This window comes from Variovorax sp. Soil_C_33 (assembly GCF_057656935.1).
On the sequence record NZ_JBDGJK010000009.1, the window covers coordinates 112,328 to 130,485 of the forward strand.

Below are 18,158 nucleotides of genomic sequence, written 5' to 3' on the forward strand. Positions count from 1 at the left end.
GACCCTAGGCCGCGAACTGCAGCGCCGCGAGGCGCGCGTAAACGCCGTTCTGTGCGACCAGCGTCGCATGCGTTCCCTGTTCCACGATGCCGCCGTGGTCGAGCACCACGATGCGGTCGGCCTTCTGCACCGTCGCGAGCCGGTGCGCGATGACCAGCGTGGTGCGGCCCACCATCGCCGATTCGAGCGCGGCCTGCACCATGCGCTCGCTCTCGGCATCGAGGGCGCTGGTGGCCTCGTCGAGCAGGAGCAGCGGCGGATTCTTGAGCATCGCCCGCGCGATCGCGATGCGCTGGCGCTGCCCGCCCGACAGGCGCACGCCACGCTCGCCGAGGAAGGTGTCGTAGCCCTCGGGCAGCGCTTTCAAAAAGCCGTCGGCAAAGGCGGCGCGCGCTGCGGCGTGGACTTCTTCGACGCTGGCATCGGGCCGCCCGTAGCGGATGTTCTCCAGCGCGCTGGCCGAGAAGATCACCGCGTCCTGCGGCACCAGCCCGATGCGCGTGCGCAGCTCGTCGAGTGACAGCGCCGCGAGTGAAGTGCCGTCGAGCGCGATGCGGCCCGATTGCGGGTCGTAGTAGCGCAGGAGCAGCTGGAACACCGTGCTCTTGCCCGCGCCGCTGGAGCCCACCAGCGCCACCGTCTCGCCCGGCGCCACCGCGAGGCTGAAGTCGCGCAGCGCCGGGGTGCCGGGCCGCGAGGGGTAGTGGAAGCTGACGCCCTCGAAGCTGACCGCGCTGCCGGCGGCCGGAACCGCCGCTTTGGCCGGCCGGGCCGGCGAGACGATGACCGGCCTGGCGTGCAGCAGCTCCATCAGGCGCTCGGTGGCGCCGGCCGCGCGCAGCAGGTCGCCGTAGACCTCGCCCAGCACCGCGGCGGCGCTGGCCAGGATGATCACGTAGACCACCGTCTGTCCGAGGTGGCCGGCCGTGATGTCGCCGCGCAGCACGGCCTGCGTGCCCTGGTACAGGCCCCACAGCAGCGCCGCCGAGGTCGCGATGATGATGAAGGCCACCAGCACCGAGCGCGCTTTGGTGCGGCGCACCGCGGTGCGAAAGGCGTTGTCGGTGGAGGCGTCGAAGCGGGCCGCTTCGCGCGCTTCGGCCGTGTAGCTCTGCACCACGGGAATCGCATTCAGCACCTCGGCCGCGATGGCGCTCGAATCGGCCACGCGGTCCTGGCTGGCCCGCGAAAGCCGGCGCACGCGGCGGCCGAACCACATGCTCGGCAGCACCACCAGCACCAGGATGCCGAGCACCTGCACCATCACGTAGGGGTTGGTCCAGATCAGCATGGCCAGCGCGCCGCTGCCCATCACGGCGTTGCGCAGCCCCATGCTGAGCGATGAGCCGACGACGGTCTGCACCAGCGTCGTGTCGGCCGTCAGCCGCGACAGCACTTCGCCGGTCTGCGTGGTCTCGAAGAAGGCCGGGCTCTGGCGCAGCACATGGGCGTAGACCGCGTTGCGCAGATCCGCCGTGACCCGCTCGCCGAGCCAGCTCACGGTGTAGAAGCGCGCCGCCGAGAAGATGCCGAGCGCCACCGCCACGGCGAACAGGGCGAGGAAATGCTCCCGCAGCGCCATGGCCTGGGCGCCGCGGTCAGCGGCAATCAGGCCGCCGTCGATCAGGCCGCGCAGCGCCAGCGGGAACACCAGCGTGGTCGCCGCTGCCAGGACCAGGAACACGGCAGCCAGCAGGATCTGGGTGCGGTAGGGGCGAAGAAAAGGGGTCAGCCCGGTCAGCGACTTGGGGGAGCCCTTGGCAAGCGAGGGCGAAGCAGGGGAAACCATGACTCGATTCTAGCCAACGCTTGCCGCCTCAAAGGCAGCCTTGACAATAGTTGTCGCGACAACTAATATAGCGCCATGTCCGATTCCCCAAGCCCAGGAGCCGTACCGCCGGCCGCCGCCGACTTTTACAAGCCGGAGAACTATCAGGCCGAGGAAAGCGTCGGCCACATGATGCGCCGCATCACGACTCTCGTGAGTCAGGCAGTCGCCAGCGACATGTGGGAACCTGGCGCGCCCACCTTTCCGCAATGGGCACCGCTCTACAAGCTCCATCTGGGCCACGCCACCACCGTCGCGGAACTCGCGCGCGAGTGCCAGCTCGACACCGGTGCCATGACGCGCCTGCTCGACCGCCTCGAAGCCAAGGGCCTGTGCCGGCGCGTGCGCTCCATATCCGACCGGCGCGTGGTCAACATCGAACTCACCGACGAGGGCCGCGCCGCGGCGCGGCAGGTGCCCCATGTCCTGTGCCGCGTTCAGAACGAGGCGCTCGCCGGCTTCAGCCGCGAGGAGTGGGTGCAGCTCAAGGGCTATCTGCGCCGCATCCTCGACAACGCACAGGCCATTGCGGCCCGTGGAGAAAAAGATGAATCAGCTTCCTCCTGAGTCGGCGCGCCGCCGCATGCGCGCCGCGGCCGCTGCAGTGGCGGCGCTTGTTCTGGCCGGCTGCGCAGACATGGCGCATATCGATTCGCATGCCAAGCTGCGTGATGCGGACTCGCTGGGCCTGAGCGCTGCGCAGGCCGCACCTGCCGTCGACAGCCAATGGTGGCTCGGCTTCGGCGATGCCCAACTCAATGCCCTGGTCGGCCAGGCGCTGCAAGGCAATCCCGATCTGCAGGTCGCGCGTGCGCGCCTTGCCCGCGCACGGGCCACGAGCGCCATCGCCGAAGTGGCCGGCAAACCGCAGATCGACGGCGGGCTCGATCTCACGCGGCAGAAGTTCAGCGGCAACTACATCTATCCGTCGCCGCTCGGCGGCTCGATCCAGGAGACCGGCACGCTGCAGCTCAATGCCAGCTGGGAGCTCGACTTCTTCGGCAAGAACCGCGCCGCGATCGAGGCGGCCATCGGCAGCGCGAACGCCGCCGCAGCCGATGCCGATGCCGCCCGCGTCCTTTTGGCCAGCAACGTCGCACGCGGCTACTTCCAGTGGGCGCGGCTGACCGACCAGCTGGCCGTGGCCAGGCGCACGCTGGCGCAGCGCGAAGAGACGTTGAAGCTGGTGCGCGACCGCGTCTCCGCCGGGCTCGACACGCGCCTCGAACTGCGCCAGAGCGAAGGCGGCTTGCCGCAGGCGCGCCAGCAGATCGAGTCCCTCGGCGAACAGATCGCGCTCGCGCAGCACGCGCTCGATGCGCTGGTCGCCCAGCCGAATGCGACGCAGGGCCTGGCCCCGCCGGCGCTCGGCGGCATCCGGCCGATCGCGCTGCCCACGATCCCGGCCGACCTGCTGGGCCGGCGCGCCGACATCGCGGCCGCGCGCTGGCGTGTCGAGGCCGCGACCAGCGATGTCGCGAACGCGAAGACACAGTTCTATCCGAACATCAACCTCGTGGCCTTCGCCGGCTTCTCGAGCATCGGCTTCGACAACCTGGTCAAGTCCGGCAGCCAGCAGTGGGGCGTGGGCCCGGCCATCCGACTGCCGATCTTCGAAGGTGGCCGGCTGCGCGCCAACCTGCGCGGCAAGGCCGCCGATCTCGACGCCGCGATCGAGAGCTATAACGCCTCCGTGCTCGATGCGGTGCGCGATGTCGCCGACCAAGTCGCCAGCGCGCAATCGGTGGCGCGCCAACAGGCCGAGCAGCGCGACGCGCAGAGCGCGGCCGAAGCCGCCTACGACATCGCCGTGCAGCGCTACGGCGCCGGCCTCGGCAACTACCTCAACGTGCTGACCGCGGAGACCTCCGTGCTCGCGCAGCGCCGCGAAGCGGTCGAGCTCGCCGCGCGCGCCCTCGACACGCAGGTCGGCCTGGCGCGCGCGCTGGGCGGCGGCTGGCAGCCCGCCACGTCGACCACCGCTGCGGCCGGCACGACACCGACCCCGCATCCCTGAACACCGCGCGAAACCGAAAGACATTTCCATGGACAGCAAGGACAACACCGACACGAACGTCCCGGCCCAACCCGTCGCCGAGGCATCGCCCCCCAACAACAAGCGCCGCCGCGCGCTGACCGCGCTCGCCTCGGTCGTGGTGCTGGCCGGCGCCGGCTGGGGCGTCTACGAATGGCTGGTCGCGAGCCACTACGAGTCGACCGACAACGCCTACGTGCAGGGCAACGTGATCCAGATCACGCCGCAGATCGGCGGCACCGTGATGGCCATCATGGCCGACGACACCGACCTCGTGAAGGCCGGCCAGCCGCTGGTGCAGCTCGATCCGGCCGATGCCAAGGTCGCGCTCGACCAGGCCGAGGCCGCGCTCGCGCAGACGGTGCGCCAGGTGCGCACGCTCTACGCCAACAACGGCTCGCTGGCCGCGCAGGTCACGCTGCGCCAGTCCGACATCGTCAAGGCGCAGAGCGACATCGCACGCGCGCAGGACGACCTGAAGCGCCGCCAGGCCCTGAGCGGCAACGGCGCGGTGTCGAAGGAAGAACTCAACCATGCCGAGACGACGCTCGCCAACGCCAAGAGCGCGCTCGCGGCGGCGCAGGCCGGCGTGGTTTCGGCGCGCGAGCAGCTCGCGAGCAACCAGTCGCTGACCGAAGGCACCAGCGTCGAGCAGCACCCGAGCGTGCTCGCCGCCGCTGCCAAGGTGCGCGAGGCCTACCTCGCGACGCAGCGCGTCGCGATGCCGGCGCCGGTCGAAGGCTATGTGGCCAAGCGCACCGTGCAGCTCGGCCAGCGCGTCGCGGCCGGCACGCCGATGATGTCGATCGTGCCGCTGAACCAGGTGTGGGTCGATGCCAACTTCAAGGAAGTGCAGCTGCGCAGCATCCGCCTCGACCAGCCCGTCAGGCTCACGGCCGACGTGTACGGCAAGAAGGTCGAATACACGGGCCGGGTCGCCGGCCTCGGCGTCGGCACCGGCGCCGCCTTCGCGCTGCTGCCGGCGCAGAACGCCACCGGCAACTGGATCAAGGTGGTGCAGCGGGTGCCGGTGCGCATCGCGCTCGACCCCGAGCAGCTCAAGGCCAATCCGCTGCGCGTGGGCCTCTCGATGGACGCCGAGATCGACGTCACGCAGAAGGGCGGCAAGATGCTCGCCGACGCGCCGCGCGCCAGCGCGCTGGCGCAGACGCAGGTCTACAGCCGCCTCGACCAGGGCGCCGACGCCGAGGTGCAGCGCATCATCGCGGCCAACATGGGTCGCGGTGCGGCGCTCGCGAGCACGGCGCGGCCCGCGGCCGGCGCCGCATCGGCGAACGTCGCGCCGTCGCACGTCAACCCGATCTGATCGAGGGCTGGCGCACGATGGCGACCGCTTCGACTCCTCCCGCACCCCTGCCGCCGCTCGAGGGTTCCGCCCGGCTGTGGGGCACGATCGCGCTCTCGGCCGCGACCTTCATGAACGTGCTCGACACCTCGATCGCCAACGTCTCGCTGCCGGCCATCTCCGGCGACCTCGGCGTGAGCTCGACGCAGGGCACCTGGGTCATCACCAGCTTCGCGGTGGCCAACGCCATCGCGGTGCCGCTCACCGGCTGGCTCACGCAGCGCTTCGGCCAGGTGCGCCTGTTCATGGCCAGCGTGCTGCTGTTCATCATCAGCTCCTGGCTCTGCGGGCTGGCGCCCAACATGACGACGCTGATCGCGTTCCGCGCGTTGCAGGGATTCGTCGCCGGGCCGATGATTCCGCTGTCGCAGACCCTGCTGCTGTCGAGCTACCCGAAGGCCAAGGCCGGGCTCGCGATGGCGATGTGGTCAATGACCACGCTGGTCGCGCCCGTGATGGGGCCGCTGCTCGGCGGCTGGATCACCGACAACATCTCCTGGCCCTGGATCTTCTACATCAACATTCCGGTGGGCCTGCTCGCCGCGGGCATCACCTGGGCCATCTACCGCAAGCGCGAGAGCACGACGCGCAAGGTGCCCATCGATGCGATCGGCCTGGCGCTGCTGGTGCTGTGGGTGGGTTCGCTGCAACTGATGCTCGACAAGGGCAAGGAACTCGACTGGTTCCATTCGCCGGAGATCGTGGCGATGGCGGTGGTGGCGGTGGTCGGTTTCGCCTTCTTCCTGGTCTGGGAGCTGACCGACAAGCACCCGGTGGTCGACCTCTCGCTCTTCAAGCGCCGCAACTTCTGGTCGGGCGCACTGGCGACGGCGGTGGCCTACGGCCTGTTCTTCGGCAATGTCGTGATCCTGCCGTTGTGGCTGCAGCAGTACATGGGCTACACGGCGACGCAGGCCGGCATGATCATGGCGCCGGTGGGCCTGCTGGCGATCGTGTTCTCGCCGATCGTCGGCCTCACGGTCGCCAAGATCGATCCGCGCCGGTATGCGACCTTCTCCTTCCTGGTGTTCGCGCTGGTGCTGTGGATGCGCTCCAACTTCAACACCCAGGCCGACTTCTGGACCATCATGATCCCGACCGTGATCCAGGGCGTGGCGATGGCCTTTTTCTTCATCCCGCTGGTGACGATCACGCTGTCGGGCCTCGCGCCCGATCGCATCGCGGCCGCGTCCGGACTTTCGAACTTCGCGCGCATCACCGCGGGAGCCATGGGAACGTCCATCGCCACCACGGTGTGGGAAAACCGCGCGGCGCTGCATCACGCGCAACTGGTCGAGTCGGTCAACCAGGGCAACGCCGCCGCGAACAGCGCGATGGCCGGCCTCGCCGGCAGCGGCTTCAGCGCCGAGCAGGTGCTAGGCCAGCTCAACCGCATCGTGGACCAGCAGTCCTTCATGCTGGCGGCGAATGATGTGTTCTATGCATCGGCGGTGCTGTTCCTGCTGCTGATCCCTTTCGTGTGGCTGGCGAAGCCGACACGAAGCGCAGGCGGCTCGGATGCCGCCGCGGGCGCGCACTGATCAAGCCCTCGTGCAACCAGCCGACGCTGGTTGCAGTGCAGCATAGGCATTTGCCCCAGTAGGCAAGTTTGGTTGCCGCTGCAAACAATGCGGTCCGCGCAACCATGGTGGTGCGCTCGGATGGACCGCATGACTGATTCTTCCTGCCAGCACACGGGCGACCGCGCGAGATGAGCGACATCATTCTCGAAACACGCCAGCTCACCAAGGAATTCAAGGGCTTCACCGCGGTCAGCAAGGTTGATCTCTCGGTCGTTCGCGGATCGATCCATGCCTTGATCGGCCCCAACGGCGCCGGCAAGACCACCTGCTTCAACCTGCTCACCAAGTTCCTCGAGCCCACTTCGGGAACCATCCTGTTCAACGGGATGGACATCACGAACGAGCGTCCGGCGCAGATCGCGCGGCGCGGCATCATCCGCTCGTTCCAGATCTCGGCCGTGTTCCCGCACCTGACCCTGCTCGAGAACGTGCGCCTGGGCCTGCAGCGCGCGCTCGGCACCTCCTACCATTTCTGGAAGAGCGAGAAATCGCTGATTCCCCTCAACGACCGTGCGCGCGCACTGCTGGCCGAAGTCGGCCTCGAAGACCTCGCCGACGAACAAACGGTGAACCTGCCCTACGGCCGCAAGCGCGCGCTCGAGATCGCGACCACGCTCGCGATGGAGCCCGAGCTGATGCTGCTCGACGAGCCCACGCAGGGCATGGGCCACGAGGACGTGCACCGCGTGGCCGAGCTCATCAAGCGCGTGTCGGCCGGCCGCACCATCCTGATGGTGGAGCACAACATGAGCGTGGTCTCGACCATCGCCGACACCATCACGGTGCTGCAGCGCGGCGCCGTGCTGGCCGAGGGGCCGTATGCCGAAGTCTCGAGGAATCCGCAGGTGATGGAAGCCTATATGGGCACCGCAGACGGCCAGTTGCAAGGAGCCCACTGATGGCGGCGCCTGCATTGGAAATCAAGGACCTCCACGCCTGGTACGGCGAGTCGCACGTGCTGCACGGCGTGGACATGGTGGTGCAGCCCGGCGAGGTGGTCACGCTCCTGGGGCGCAACGGTGCGGGGCGTACCACCACGATGCGCGCCATCCTGGGCCTCACCGGCGCGCGCAAGGGCAGCATCAAGGTCCATGGCACCGAAACCATCGGTATGGCCACGCACCGCATCGCGCACCACGGCATCGGCTACTGCCCGGAAGAACGGGGCATCTTCGCAAGCCTGTCGGCCGAAGAGAATCTGCTGCTGCCGCCCGTGCTGAAGGGCGCAGGGCAGGGCATGTCGGTGGACGAGATCTACGCCATGTTTCCCAACCTGGCCGAGCGCCGCAACAGCCAGGGCACGCGCCTGTCTGGCGGCGAGCAGCAGATGCTGGCGGTCGCGCGTATCCTGCGTACCGGCGCCAGGCTGCTTCTGCTCGATGAAATCTCCGAAGGCCTGGCGCCGGTGATCGTGCAGGCGCTGGCCCGCATGATCCACACGCTGCGCGGCAAGGGCTACACCGTGGTCATGGTGGAGCAGAACTTCCGCTTCGCGGCGCCGCTGGCCGACCGCTTCTACGTCATGGAGCACGGCCGCATCGTCGAAAAGTTCGGCGCCGCCGAGCTCGACGCCAAGATGCCGGTGCTCCACGAACTGCTCGGCGTCTGAGTGCACGCCGCTATTTTTCGTCCGCTTCAACCCACACCAGGAGACACCATGAAAGCGAAACTCAAGATCGTTGCCCTCATGCTCGGCGCCGCCGGCCTCGCCACGCACGCCGTGCAGGCACAGGAGAAGGTCGTCATCGGCTATATCAGCGACTTGTCGGGCCTTTATGGCGACCTGGAAGGCAAAGGCGGTGCCACGGCCATCCAGATGGCCATCGACGACATGGGCGGCAAGGTGCTCGGCCAGCCGGTGGAAGTGCTGAGCGTGGACCACCAGAACAAGCCCGACATCGCCGCTTCCAAGGCACGCGAATGGATCGATACCGCGGGCGCCACGTTGATTTTTGCAGGCACCAATTCCGGCGTTGCGCTGGCCACGGCCAAGGTGGCGCAGGAGAAGAAGCGGGTGTTCTTCACCAACGGGGCTGCCACCTCGGCACTGACCAACGCCCAGTGCAGTCCCTACACCGTGCACTATGCCTACGACACCGTCGCGTTGGCCAAGAGCACTGGCGGGGCCGTGGTGGAGACCGGTGGCAAGAGCTGGTTCTTCCTGACGGCGGACTACGCCTTCGGTCACGCGCTCGAAGCGGATACCGCCAAGGTGGTCAAGGCCAAAGGCGGCACGGTCGTCGGTGGCGTGAAGGCGCCGCTCAATGCGTCGGACTTCTCGTCCTTCCTGCTGCAGGCGCAAAACTCCAAGGCACAGGTGCTGGGCCTGGCCAACGCCGGGGGTGACTTCATCAATTCGATGAAGGCGTCCAAGGAGTTCGGCATCGACAAGAGCATGAAGATTGCCGGGTTGCTGGTGTTCCTGACCGACGTCAAGAGCCTGGGCCTGCCCGCCACGCAGGGTCTGCTGCACACCACCAGCTGGTACTGGGATGCCGACGACGAGTCGCGCAAGTGGGCCGCGCGCTACGAAGCCAAGACCAAGAACAAACCGACCGACATCCAGGCTGCGGACTACTCTGCGACCATGACCTACCTCAAGGCCGTCGAAGCCGTGAAGTCGACCGATGCCGACAAGGTGATGGCGCACCTCAAGAAGACGCCGATCAACGACTTCTACGCCAAGGGCGTGATCCGCGCCGATGGACGCATGGTGCACGACATGCTGCTGGCCGAGGTCAAGAAGCCGTCCGAATCCAAAGGCCCCTGGGATTTGCTGAAGATCATCAAGAAGGTGCCGGGCGAGCAGGTCTACACCACGAAGGAAGAAAGCACTTGCGCGCTCTGGAAGTAGGGTTCGCGCTGCGGGCGGCCGGACACGGCCGCCCTCTCGACCCTCTCGAATAAGAAAGAAACCGAGGCTTCGGCCTCATCGCATCCATGAACATTTCCCTTCCTGCCTTGTTGAGCCAGCTCCTTCTGGGGCTGGTCAACGGGTCGTTCTACGCGATCCTGAGCCTCGGGCTGGCGGTGATCTTCGGTCTGCTCAACGTCATCAACTTCGCGCACGGCGCGCTGTTCATGATGGGGGCGGTGCTGTCGTGGATGGCGATGAACTATTTCAACATCAACTACTGGGTCATGCTGGTGGTGGCGCCGCTGATCGTCGGCGTCTTCGGCGTGCTGATCGAGCGCTTGCTGCTGCGCTGGATCTACAAGCTCGATCACCTCTACGGCCTGCTGCTGACGCTCGGCCTCACGCTGTTGATCGAAGGCGGCTTCCGCTCGGTGTACGGTGTCTCCGGGCTCGCCTACAGCACGCCGGAAGCGCTCAGCGGCGGCACCAACCTGGGCTTCATGTTCCTGCCCAACTACCGCGCCTGGGTGGTGGCGGTGTCGCTGGTCGTGTGCTTCGCCACCTGGTATGCGATCGAAAAAACCCGGCTCGGCGCCTACTTGCGCGCCGGCACGGAGAATCCGCGCCTTGTCGAGGCCTTCGGCGTCAACGTGCCCTTGATGGTGACGCTGACCTACGGCTTCGGCGTCGCGCTGGCAGCATTCGCCGGGGTGCTCGCGGCGCCCGTCATCCAGATCTCTCCGCTGATGGGGCAGAACCTCATCATCATCGTGTTCGCCGTGGTCGTGATCGGCGGCATGGGGTCGATCATGGGCGCTATCCTCACCGGGCTCGGGCTGGGGGTGATCGAGGGCCTGACCAAGGTGTTCTATCCCGAGGCGTCGGCTACCGTCGTCTTCCTGATCATGGTGGTGGTGCTTCTCATCCGCCCCGCCGGCCTGTTCGGCAGCGAAAAATGAAGAAGATCTCCACTGTTGTCTACGCCGCACTGCTGCTGGCGCTCGTCGCCGCGCCGTTCGTCGGCTTCTATCCCGTCTTCGTGATGAAGGTGCTGTGCTTCGCGCTCTTCGCGTGTGCCTTCAACCTGCTGCTGGGCTACACCGGCATGCTGTCCTTCGGCCATGCCGCCTTCCTCGGCAGCTCGGCCTATGTGACGGGGCATGTCATCAAGATGTGGCATTTCACGCCCGAACTCGGGCTCATCGCAGGCACGCTGATGGGCGCGCTGCTGGGGCTTGTGTTCGGCTGGCTGGCCATTCGCCGCCAGGGCATCTACTTCTCGATGATCACGCTGGCGCTGGCCCAGATGATGTACTTCGTGGCCCTGCAGGCGCCGTTCACCGGCGGCGAGGACGGTCTGCAGAGCGTGCCGCGCGGCAAGCTCTTCGGGCTCATCGACCTGAGCAACGACCTGACCATGTACTACGTCGCCCTGGTGATCGTGGTTGCGGCCTTCCTGCTCATCGCGCGCACCGTGCACTCGCCGTTCGGGCAAGTCTTGAAGGGCATCAAGGAGAACGAACCGCGCGCCATCTCGCTGGGCTACGACGTGAGCCGCTTCAAGCTGCTGGCCTTCGTGATCTCGGCCGCGCTCTCGGGCCTGGCCGGCTCGCTCAAGACACTGGTGCTGGGCTTCGCCTCGCTGTCCGACGTGCACTGGACGGCCTCGGGGCAGGTGATCCTGATGACGCTGGTCGGCGGCCTCGGCACGCTCTCGGGCCCGCTGGTCGGATCGGCCGTGGTAGTGCTGCTCGAGAACAAGATCGGCGACTTCGGGCACCTGATGGCGCGGCTCACCACCATCGACTGGTTCAATACCCTCGGCGAGTCGGTCACCATGGTCACCGGCCTGATCTTCGTGATCTGCGTGCTGGCCTTCCGGCGCGGCATCATGGGCGAGATCATTGCCTTCGTCGATCGGCGCAAGGCGCCGCGTGCGTAGGTCGATCCATGTGGCGTCCCGCTGAACGCTATCCCGACCCGGCCATCGAGATCCTCGACCCGCGCTTCGCCAGATACCGCATCACGAGTGCTGCCGTCGAGCGGCTGGCGACCGGCTTTCGCTGGGCCGAGGGCCCGGTGTGGTTCGGCGACGGCCGCTGCCTGCTGTGGAGCGACATCCCCAACAACCGCGTGATGCGCTGGGACGAGGAGACCGGCGCGGTCAGCGCGTTTCGCAGGCCCTCGAACTTCGCCAACGGCCACACGCGCGACCGCCAGGGGCGGCTCGTCAGCTGCGAGCACGGCACGCGGCGCGTGACGCGCACCGAGTACGACGGCAGCATCACCGTGATCCTCGACCGCTTCGAGGGCAAGCGGCTCAATTCGCCCAACGACATCGTCGTCAAGTCGGACGATTCGATCTGGTTCACCGATCCGCCCTTCGGCATCCTCGGCCACTACGAAGGCCATGCGGCCGAGGCCGAGCTGCCCACCAACGTCTACCGCGTCGACGGCAAGACCGGAGAGGCCACCGTGGTGTGCGGCGACGTGAACCGGCCCAACGGCCTGTGCTTCTCGCCCGACGAGCGCCGGCTCTACGTCGTCGAGTCGGGCACGCTGCCGCGCCGCATCCGCGTGTTCGACTTGAGCGACGACGGCCGCCGGCTCCAGAACGACCGCGTGTTCCTGCAGACCGAGATGGAAGGCTCGCCCGACGGCTTCCGCTGCGACGTCGACGGCAACCTGTGGGCCGGCTGGGGCACCGGCGAGGGCCGCGACGGCGTGATGGTGTTCGCGCCCGACGCCACGCCGATCGGCCGCATCGCCTTGCCGGAGCGCTGCGCCAACCTGTGCTTCGGCGGCGTGGCGCGCAATCGGCTCTTCATGGCAGCGAGCCAGTCGCTCTATGCGCTCTACGTCAACACGCAGGGTGCGCGCGGCGGTTGAGCGCGTTGCCTGATCACCCATTCATAGCCATTCGCGGACACTCGCGGCCATCGCGCTCGTCGAAATGCCGTAGCGTTCGTGAAGCGTCGGCAGAGCGCCGGCGTCGAGGAAGGCGTCCGGCAACGCCACCTGACGGAACGTTCGGGCCACCCCATTGCGCATGAGCAGGCTCGCCACCGCTTCGCCAAGGCCGCCGATCACCGAATGGTTTTCCGCGACAACGACCAGGCGGTCGAGTCGCTTCGCTTCGGCGAGGATGGTCGCGTCGTCCAGCGGCTTGATCGTCGGGACGTGCAGCACGGCGACATCCACATTGTCTGCGCGCAACTTGTCGGCCACCTCGAGGGAGCGCATGGTCATGAAGCCGCTCGAGATGACAAGCACGTCGCGCCCGTCGCGCAGGAGCTTGGCCTTGCCGAGTTCGAACTTGTAGTCGTACTCGTCCAGCACCAGAGGTACCTGGCCGCGCGGCAGCCGCATGTAGACCGGGCCCTGGTGCGCCGCGATCTGCGGCACCGCCTGCTCGATGTCGAGTGCGTCGCAAGGGTCGACGATCGTCATGCCCGGAATGCCGCGCATCAGCGCCAGGTCCTCGGTCGCCTGATGGCTCGGTCCGTAGCCGGTGGTGAGCCCTGGCAATGCGCAGCACAGCTTCACGTTGAGGTTTTCTTCCGCGATCACCTGGTGCACGAAATCGAAGGCGCGGCGCGTGCCGAACACCGCGTAGGTGGTGGCAAAGGGCACGAAGCCTTCCTTGGCAAATCCGCCGGCCGCCGCCATGAGCAGTTGCTCCGCCATGCCCATCTGGAAGAAGCGTTCCGGGTAGGCTTGCGCGAAGAGATGCAGGTCGGTGTACTTGGCCAGGTCGGCCGTGAGGCCGACGATCTCGGGTCGCGATTGCGCCAATTCAACCAGCGCCTTGCCGAACGGCGCCGCCTTGACACGCTGCCCTTCGGACGCGATGGAGGCGATCATTGCCGAGGTCTTCAGGCGCGGCTTCTTTGCGATGTCGGCGGTCATGTTGCTCGTGCTCATGCTGCGGCTCTTTGCGCTTGGTCGAGGTGATCGATGGCCTGTTGCCATTCCGGCGGATCGACGCGTATGAAGTGGTTTTTCTCGCGTTGCTCGAGGAAGGGAACGCCCTTGCCCATCAGCGTGTCGCAGAGAATCACGCGCGGCTTCGCTTCGGGCAATGCACGCGCCGTGTCGAATGCGGCCTTGACGGCCGGCAGGTCGTTGCCATCGACGCGCTGCACGTGCCAGCCGAAGGCGGCCCATTTGTCGCCGAGCGGCTCGAAAGCCATGACCTCGGACGACGGGCCGTCGGCCTGCTGGTTGTTGATGTCCACCAGGCAGATCAGGTTGGCGAGGCCATGGTGGCTGGCCGCCATCGCCGCTTCCCATGTCGAGCCTTCATCCAGCTCGCCGTCGGACATGGAGTTGTAGACGAAGGCCGGGTTGCGCTTGAGCCGCAGGGCCAGCGCCATGCCGACCGCGATCGGCAAGCCCTGGCCCAGCGAGCCGCCGGACATCTCCATGCCGGGCGTGTAGGTTGCCATGCCGGACATCGGGAGACGGCTGTCGTCGCTGCCGTAGGTTTCCAGCTCCTCTTCGGGGATGATCCCGGCCTCGATCAGTGCCGCGTAGAACGCGATGGCGTAGTGCCCGTGCGAAAGCAAGAAGCGATCGCGCGATTCCCACTGGGGGTCATCGGGCCGGAACGTCATCGCGTGGCCGTATGCGGTAGCCAGAACGTCGGCATAGCCGAGCGCCTGGCCGACGTAGCCCTGGCCTTGCACCTCGCCCATGCGCAGGGCGTAGCGCCGAATGCGGTAGGCGCGCTCGGAAAGAGGGGATTGATCAGACATGATGGTCCTTCTTGAAAGATGGAAGAGAGGGGGCGCTTCAGCGAATGGTGAGCCAGGGCAGGTACGCAAAGGCCAGCAGGAGCCCGATCGCGACGAAGTAGAACGGGATCAGCTCCTTCACCACGTCCCCGATGCGCACCTTGGCGATCGTGCTGGTGATGAACAGCGTGGTGCCTATGGGCGGGTGGTAGAGCCCGATAGAGAGGTTGACGATCATCATGATCCCGAGCTGTACCGTGTCCATGCCCACTGCGGCGGCGAGCGGCACGAACATGGGTGTGAGCAGAAGCACGGCTGCGGGCAGGTCGATGAACATGCCGGTGGCCAGCATGATCAGGTTCATCGCCAGGATGATCAGCCAGGGCGACTGCAGCGTTTCCTTCGCGAAGCGCGTGAACTCGGCCGGCAGTTGCTCGTAGGTCACGATCCAGCCGACGACGCTCGAGGCCATGATGATCAGGAGCACCACGCCGGTGGAGATTCCAGCTTCGATCGCGGCGGTCTTGATCTTCGCGAGCGTGAGGTCCTTGTAGACCAGGCCCGAGACGACCAGCGCGTACAGCGTGGACATCACGCTCACCTCGGTGGGCGTCGCGATGCCGAAGCGCAGGAAGACGATGATCAGCACCGGCATCATCAGCGCGGGTGCAGCTTGTGCGAGCAGCCGCCAGAACGCGGGCCACTCGAACGGCGTCGTGTCGCGCGGGAAGTTGCGGCGGCGGCCCTGCACGTAGCACACCGCCATGAAGCCCGCGCACATCAGCAGCCCGGGCAGGATGCCCGCCACGAACAGTGCGCCGATCGAGGCCCCCGAGACCAGCGCGTACACGATCATCGGGATGGACGGCGGGATCAGGATGTCGATCGTCGCCGCCGCAGCCAGCGTGCCGGCCGCGAAGGGCGCCGGATAGCCCAGCTTCTTGAGCCAGGGGATTAGCATCGAGCCGATCGCGGAGGCGTCGGCGACCGCCGAGCCCGAGACGCCGCCGAAGATGGTCGACGACAGAACCCCGACCTGGGCCGGGCCGCCGTGAACGCGCCCGATCATCATCGACAGCAGGCTCACCAGGCTCTGGCCGAGCCGGCCGCTGACCATCAGTGCGCCCGTCATCATGAAGAAGGGAATGGCAATCAGCGGGAAGCTCTGTGTCTGCGAAATCATCTGCTCGACCGCCAGATGCACGGGCACCTTGTCGATGATGAGAAGACCGCCGACAGAGGCAAGGACCAGCGCGTGCGCAATCGGAATCGACAACAGCGCGGTGACGATGAAGAGTCCAACAATGAGTGCGGTCATGGCTAGGCTCCGTGCGCAAGGGCTTCGGCGTCAGGCTCCCGGACGCCGGCGCTGCTCCACAGTGCGGGCAGCTTGCACAAGGTCACCACGCTCAGCAGCCCGAAGCCCAGCATCAGGGCCCACACGCTGACCGAGCCGGGAACCTGCAGCATGGGGCTGCGTTCGTCGGCGGCGATCTCCATCAGGGGCCAGGCCGCCACCGCCAGCGATGCATAGAGCGCCGCGACGGTCAGGGATCCGCCGGCCAGAACCCACCGGCGCGTCGCGCCCAGCTTCTGGGTGAACATGACGACCGCGATGTGCGAGCCGTGTTGCGCTGCCAGGACCACGCCGGCCATGATCATCCAGGGGAACATCAGTTCCGGCAGCTCGGATGCCGATGCGAGACTGGTTCCCGCGACGTAGCGCAGGCCCACGTTGATGCTCAGGATCAGGAACACGATGGTCAGCGTGACGTAGAGCACACCGCGACACGCTCCGCCGATGCATCGGTCAAGGAAAAGAAGGAACGACATATCAATACCCCTTCGAGGAAGGACGCGCGCTGCGGCGCAGTCATGAACTCGGGACGACAGACGTCACCGCAGCGCGTCGCAGCGCTGCGTCGTTCGCCTGTCCTTCGGATGCGCTACTGCGCTTGCTGGACGACGCGCTTGACGAAGTCGCCGCTCGGGCCTGAGCCCCATTTCGTGTAGACGGACTTCGTCGCTTCGACGAATGCCTTGCGGTCCACCGTGTCGATCTGCACGCCCTTGGCTTTCAGTTCGGTGGTCAGCTTTTCATCGGCTTCCTTGGAGAGCTTTCGCTGCATCTGCGTCGCATCGGCCGCCGCTTCGGTGAAGACCTTCTGATCGGCCGGGCTCAGCCGCTCCCATGAACGCTTGCTCATCACGAAGGGGTTGGCTTCGTACTTGTGCCCGGTCAGCGAGAGGTACTTCTGCACTTCATAGAGCTTGGCCGACGCGATATTGGTCAGCGGGTTCTCCTGTCCGTCGACCACGCCCTGCTGAAGCGCCACGTACAGCTCCGAGAACTTGATCTGCTGCGCATCGGCGCCGAGCGCCTGCATGATGTCCATGGTCATCGTGTCGGGCGGGGTGCGGATCTTCAATCCCTTGATGTCCGCCGGCGTCTTGATCGGCCGCTTGTTGTTGGTGACGTGGCGGATGCCGTTGTCCCAATAGCCCAGCACGACCATTCCCTTGGCGGCCGTCCGCTTGGACAGCTCTTCGCCCACTGGCCCGTCGAGCAGCTGCCAGGCCTTCTGGATATCGGTGAACAGGAATGGCAGGCCCAGTGCCGCGTACTCGGGAACCACGTTGGCCATCGCGCCCTGGCTGTTGGCGGAAATGTCCAGTGTTCCCGAGCGCAGCGCGGTGATCATCGCGGCGTCGTCACCGAGCTGCGCGGAATGCGCCACCTGGATCTCGAAGCGTCCGCCGGTCTTTGCCTTGATGGTCTCGGCGAACTTCACGGCCGCCTCATGCCGCGGATTGCCCGGCGCGGCGCCGTGGCCGAAGGTGAGCTTGACGGGCGCCTGCGCAAAGGCAAGGCTGCCCGTGGTGATCAACGTGCCGATGATAACGGCGATGTTTCTGCGTTTCATGGTTTGTCTCCGGTGTAGTGATGGGGTGGATCAGTGAATCAACATGCCGCCGTTCACGTCGAGCGTGATGCCGGTGCAATAGCTCGAGAGGTCGCTGGCGAGAAACAGGCAGGCGCCGGCGACGTCATCGGCGACGCCGATCCGGCCGAGCGGGATCTCGCCGGCGATCTGCGCCTTGCGCTCTTCGGTCAACTTGCCCTTGCTGATGTCGGTGCCGATCAGCCCCGGCGTGATCGAGTTGACGCGGATGCCGTCGGTGCCCAGTTCACGTGCCATCGCTCGCGCGAGACCCAGAACGCCGGCCTTGGCGGCCGAATAGTGGGGACCTCCGAGAATCCCCCCGCCGCGCTGCGCAGAGACCGACGAAATGCAGATGATCGAGCCGCTGCCTTGACGCTGCATGGCAGGAATGGCGGCCTGCGAGAAGAGCAGCGTGCCGCGCAGGCTGACATCGAGTACGGCGTCGTAGTCGGCACCGGAGATGTCCACCGTCTTGCGTGGCTGCGTGATGCCGGCGTTGTTGACGAGGATGTCGAGCCGGCCGAACTTCTCGAGCACGCGCGCCACGGCGGACTCGACCTCGGACTTGTCGGTCACATCGGCAACCAGCCCCAGGTGGCCGCCGCCGAGGGTGGAGGCGACCTGCGCAGGCGCGGCGGCTTCGAGGTCTGTGATGACGACGCGGGCGCCGTGCGAGGCCAGCAGGCGCGCAGTGGCGAATCCGAGGCCGTTGAGGCCGGCGCCTCCGGTGATGAGGGCGACGCGATCGGTGAGCAACATGGACTGTCTCCGTGGTAGTAGCGAGCGGGGTGTGGGGGTAACTATCGAT

At 66.7% G+C, this 18,158-nt stretch carries 17 protein-coding genes; 10 read left to right on the forward strand and 7 right to left on the reverse strand.

The window, feature by feature from the left end:
* Nucleotides 1-4: 4 nt before the first annotated feature.
* Nucleotides 5-1,789: an ABC transporter transmembrane domain-containing protein gene (locus AC3A6B_RS15740; protein ID WP_487837614.1), complete on the reverse strand. Its 1,785-nt coding sequence runs from the start codon at nt 1,787-1,789 to the stop codon at nt 5-7.
* Nucleotides 1,790-1,864: 75 nt separating this feature from the next.
* On the opposite strand from AC3A6B_RS15740, the gene AC3A6B_RS15745 reads away from it, so the two are divergent.
* The 10 genes from AC3A6B_RS15745 to AC3A6B_RS15790 all read left to right on the forward strand — a co-directional run bounded on the left by AC3A6B_RS15745 (nt 1,865) and on the right by AC3A6B_RS15790 (nt 12,558).
* Nucleotides 1,865-2,395 carry a MarR family winged helix-turn-helix transcriptional regulator gene (locus AC3A6B_RS15745; RefSeq protein ID WP_487837615.1) on the forward strand — a complete coding sequence of 177 codons (531 nt, stop codon included), beginning with the start codon at nt 1,865-1,867 and terminating at the stop codon, nt 2,393-2,395.
* Nucleotides 2,396-2,411: 16 nt separating this feature from the next.
* Nucleotides 2,412-3,845, forward strand: coding sequence for an efflux transporter outer membrane subunit (locus AC3A6B_RS15750; RefSeq protein ID WP_487837733.1), 1,434 nt, complete (start codon nt 2,412-2,414; stop codon nt 3,843-3,845).
* A 28-nt stretch (nt 3,846-3,873) separates the two neighbouring features.
* Nucleotides 3,874-5,190 (forward strand): EmrA/EmrK family multidrug efflux transporter periplasmic adaptor subunit, encoded by a 1,317-nt coding sequence (locus AC3A6B_RS15755; RefSeq protein ID WP_487837616.1) that lies wholly within the window; start codon nt 3,874-3,876, stop codon nt 5,188-5,190.
* Between the two features lie 17 nt (nt 5,191-5,207).
* On the forward strand, nt 5,208-6,770 hold the full coding sequence (locus tag AC3A6B_RS15760; protein WP_487837617.1) for a DHA2 family efflux MFS transporter permease subunit: 1,563 nt from the start codon (nt 5,208-5,210) through the stop codon (nt 6,768-6,770).
* A gap of 170 nt (nt 6,771-6,940) precedes the next feature.
* Nucleotides 6,941-7,711, forward strand: coding sequence for an ABC transporter ATP-binding protein (locus tag AC3A6B_RS15765; protein ID WP_487837618.1), 771 nt, complete (start codon nt 6,941-6,943; stop codon nt 7,709-7,711).
* Nucleotides 7,711-8,421 (forward strand): ABC transporter ATP-binding protein, encoded by a 711-nt coding sequence (locus tag AC3A6B_RS15770; RefSeq protein ID WP_487837619.1) that lies wholly within the window; start codon nt 7,711-7,713, stop codon nt 8,419-8,421. The genes AC3A6B_RS15765 and AC3A6B_RS15770 overlap by 1 nt, the downstream gene beginning before the upstream one ends.
* A 48-nt stretch (nt 8,422-8,469) precedes the next feature.
* The gene (locus AC3A6B_RS15775) at nt 8,470-9,666 is read left to right on the forward strand and encodes an ABC transporter substrate-binding protein (protein WP_487837620.1); all 1,197 of its coding nucleotides are present in this window, start codon (nt 8,470-8,472) and stop codon (nt 9,664-9,666) included.
* Nucleotides 9,667-9,752: 86 nt separating this feature from the next.
* On the forward strand, nt 9,753-10,628 hold the full coding sequence (locus AC3A6B_RS15780) for a branched-chain amino acid ABC transporter permease (RefSeq protein WP_487837621.1): 876 nt from the start codon (nt 9,753-9,755) through the stop codon (nt 10,626-10,628).
* The gene (locus AC3A6B_RS15785) at nt 10,625-11,611 is read left to right on the forward strand and encodes a branched-chain amino acid ABC transporter permease (protein ID WP_487837622.1); all 987 of its coding nucleotides are present in this window, start codon (nt 10,625-10,627) and stop codon (nt 11,609-11,611) included. Before AC3A6B_RS15780 ends, AC3A6B_RS15785 begins: the two co-directional genes overlap by 4 nt.
* An 8-nt stretch (nt 11,612-11,619) precedes the next feature.
* A complete protein-coding gene (locus AC3A6B_RS15790) occupies nt 11,620-12,558 on the forward strand; it encodes an SMP-30/gluconolactonase/LRE family protein (protein ID WP_487837623.1) in 939 nt (312 codons plus the stop codon).
* Between the two features lie 21 nt (nt 12,559-12,579).
* On the opposite strand, the gene AC3A6B_RS15795 is transcribed toward AC3A6B_RS15790, so the two are convergent.
* The 6 genes from AC3A6B_RS15795 to AC3A6B_RS15820 form a co-directional block, all read right to left on the reverse strand.
* Nucleotides 12,580-13,578 carry a transketolase family protein gene (locus AC3A6B_RS15795; RefSeq protein WP_487837734.1) on the reverse strand — a complete coding sequence of 333 codons (999 nt, stop codon included), beginning with the start codon at nt 13,576-13,578 and terminating at the stop codon, nt 12,580-12,582.
* Nucleotides 13,579-13,589: 11 nt separating this feature from the next.
* A complete protein-coding gene (locus AC3A6B_RS15800) occupies nt 13,590-14,426 on the reverse strand; it encodes a transketolase (RefSeq protein ID WP_487837624.1) in 837 nt (278 codons plus the stop codon).
* A 37-nt stretch (nt 14,427-14,463) separates the two neighbouring features.
* Complete coding sequence (locus AC3A6B_RS15805) at nt 14,464-15,723, reverse strand: TRAP transporter large permease (RefSeq protein ID WP_487837625.1); 1,260 nt, start codon at nt 15,721-15,723, stop codon at nt 14,464-14,466.
* Nucleotides 15,724-15,725: 2 nt separating this feature from the next.
* Nucleotides 15,726-16,187 (reverse strand): TRAP transporter small permease, encoded by a 462-nt coding sequence (locus tag AC3A6B_RS15810; RefSeq protein WP_487837626.1) that lies wholly within the window; start codon nt 16,185-16,187, stop codon nt 15,726-15,728.
* Between the two features lie 164 nt (nt 16,188-16,351).
* Nucleotides 16,352-17,329 carry a TRAP transporter substrate-binding protein gene (locus tag AC3A6B_RS15815; protein WP_487837627.1) on the reverse strand — a complete coding sequence of 326 codons (978 nt, stop codon included), beginning with the start codon at nt 17,327-17,329 and terminating at the stop codon, nt 16,352-16,354.
* A gap of 30 nt (nt 17,330-17,359) precedes the next feature.
* Nucleotides 17,360-18,109: an SDR family NAD(P)-dependent oxidoreductase gene (locus tag AC3A6B_RS15820; RefSeq protein WP_487837628.1), complete on the reverse strand. Its 750-nt coding sequence runs from the start codon at nt 18,107-18,109 to the stop codon at nt 17,360-17,362.
* Nucleotides 18,110-18,158 lie beyond the last annotated feature (49 nt).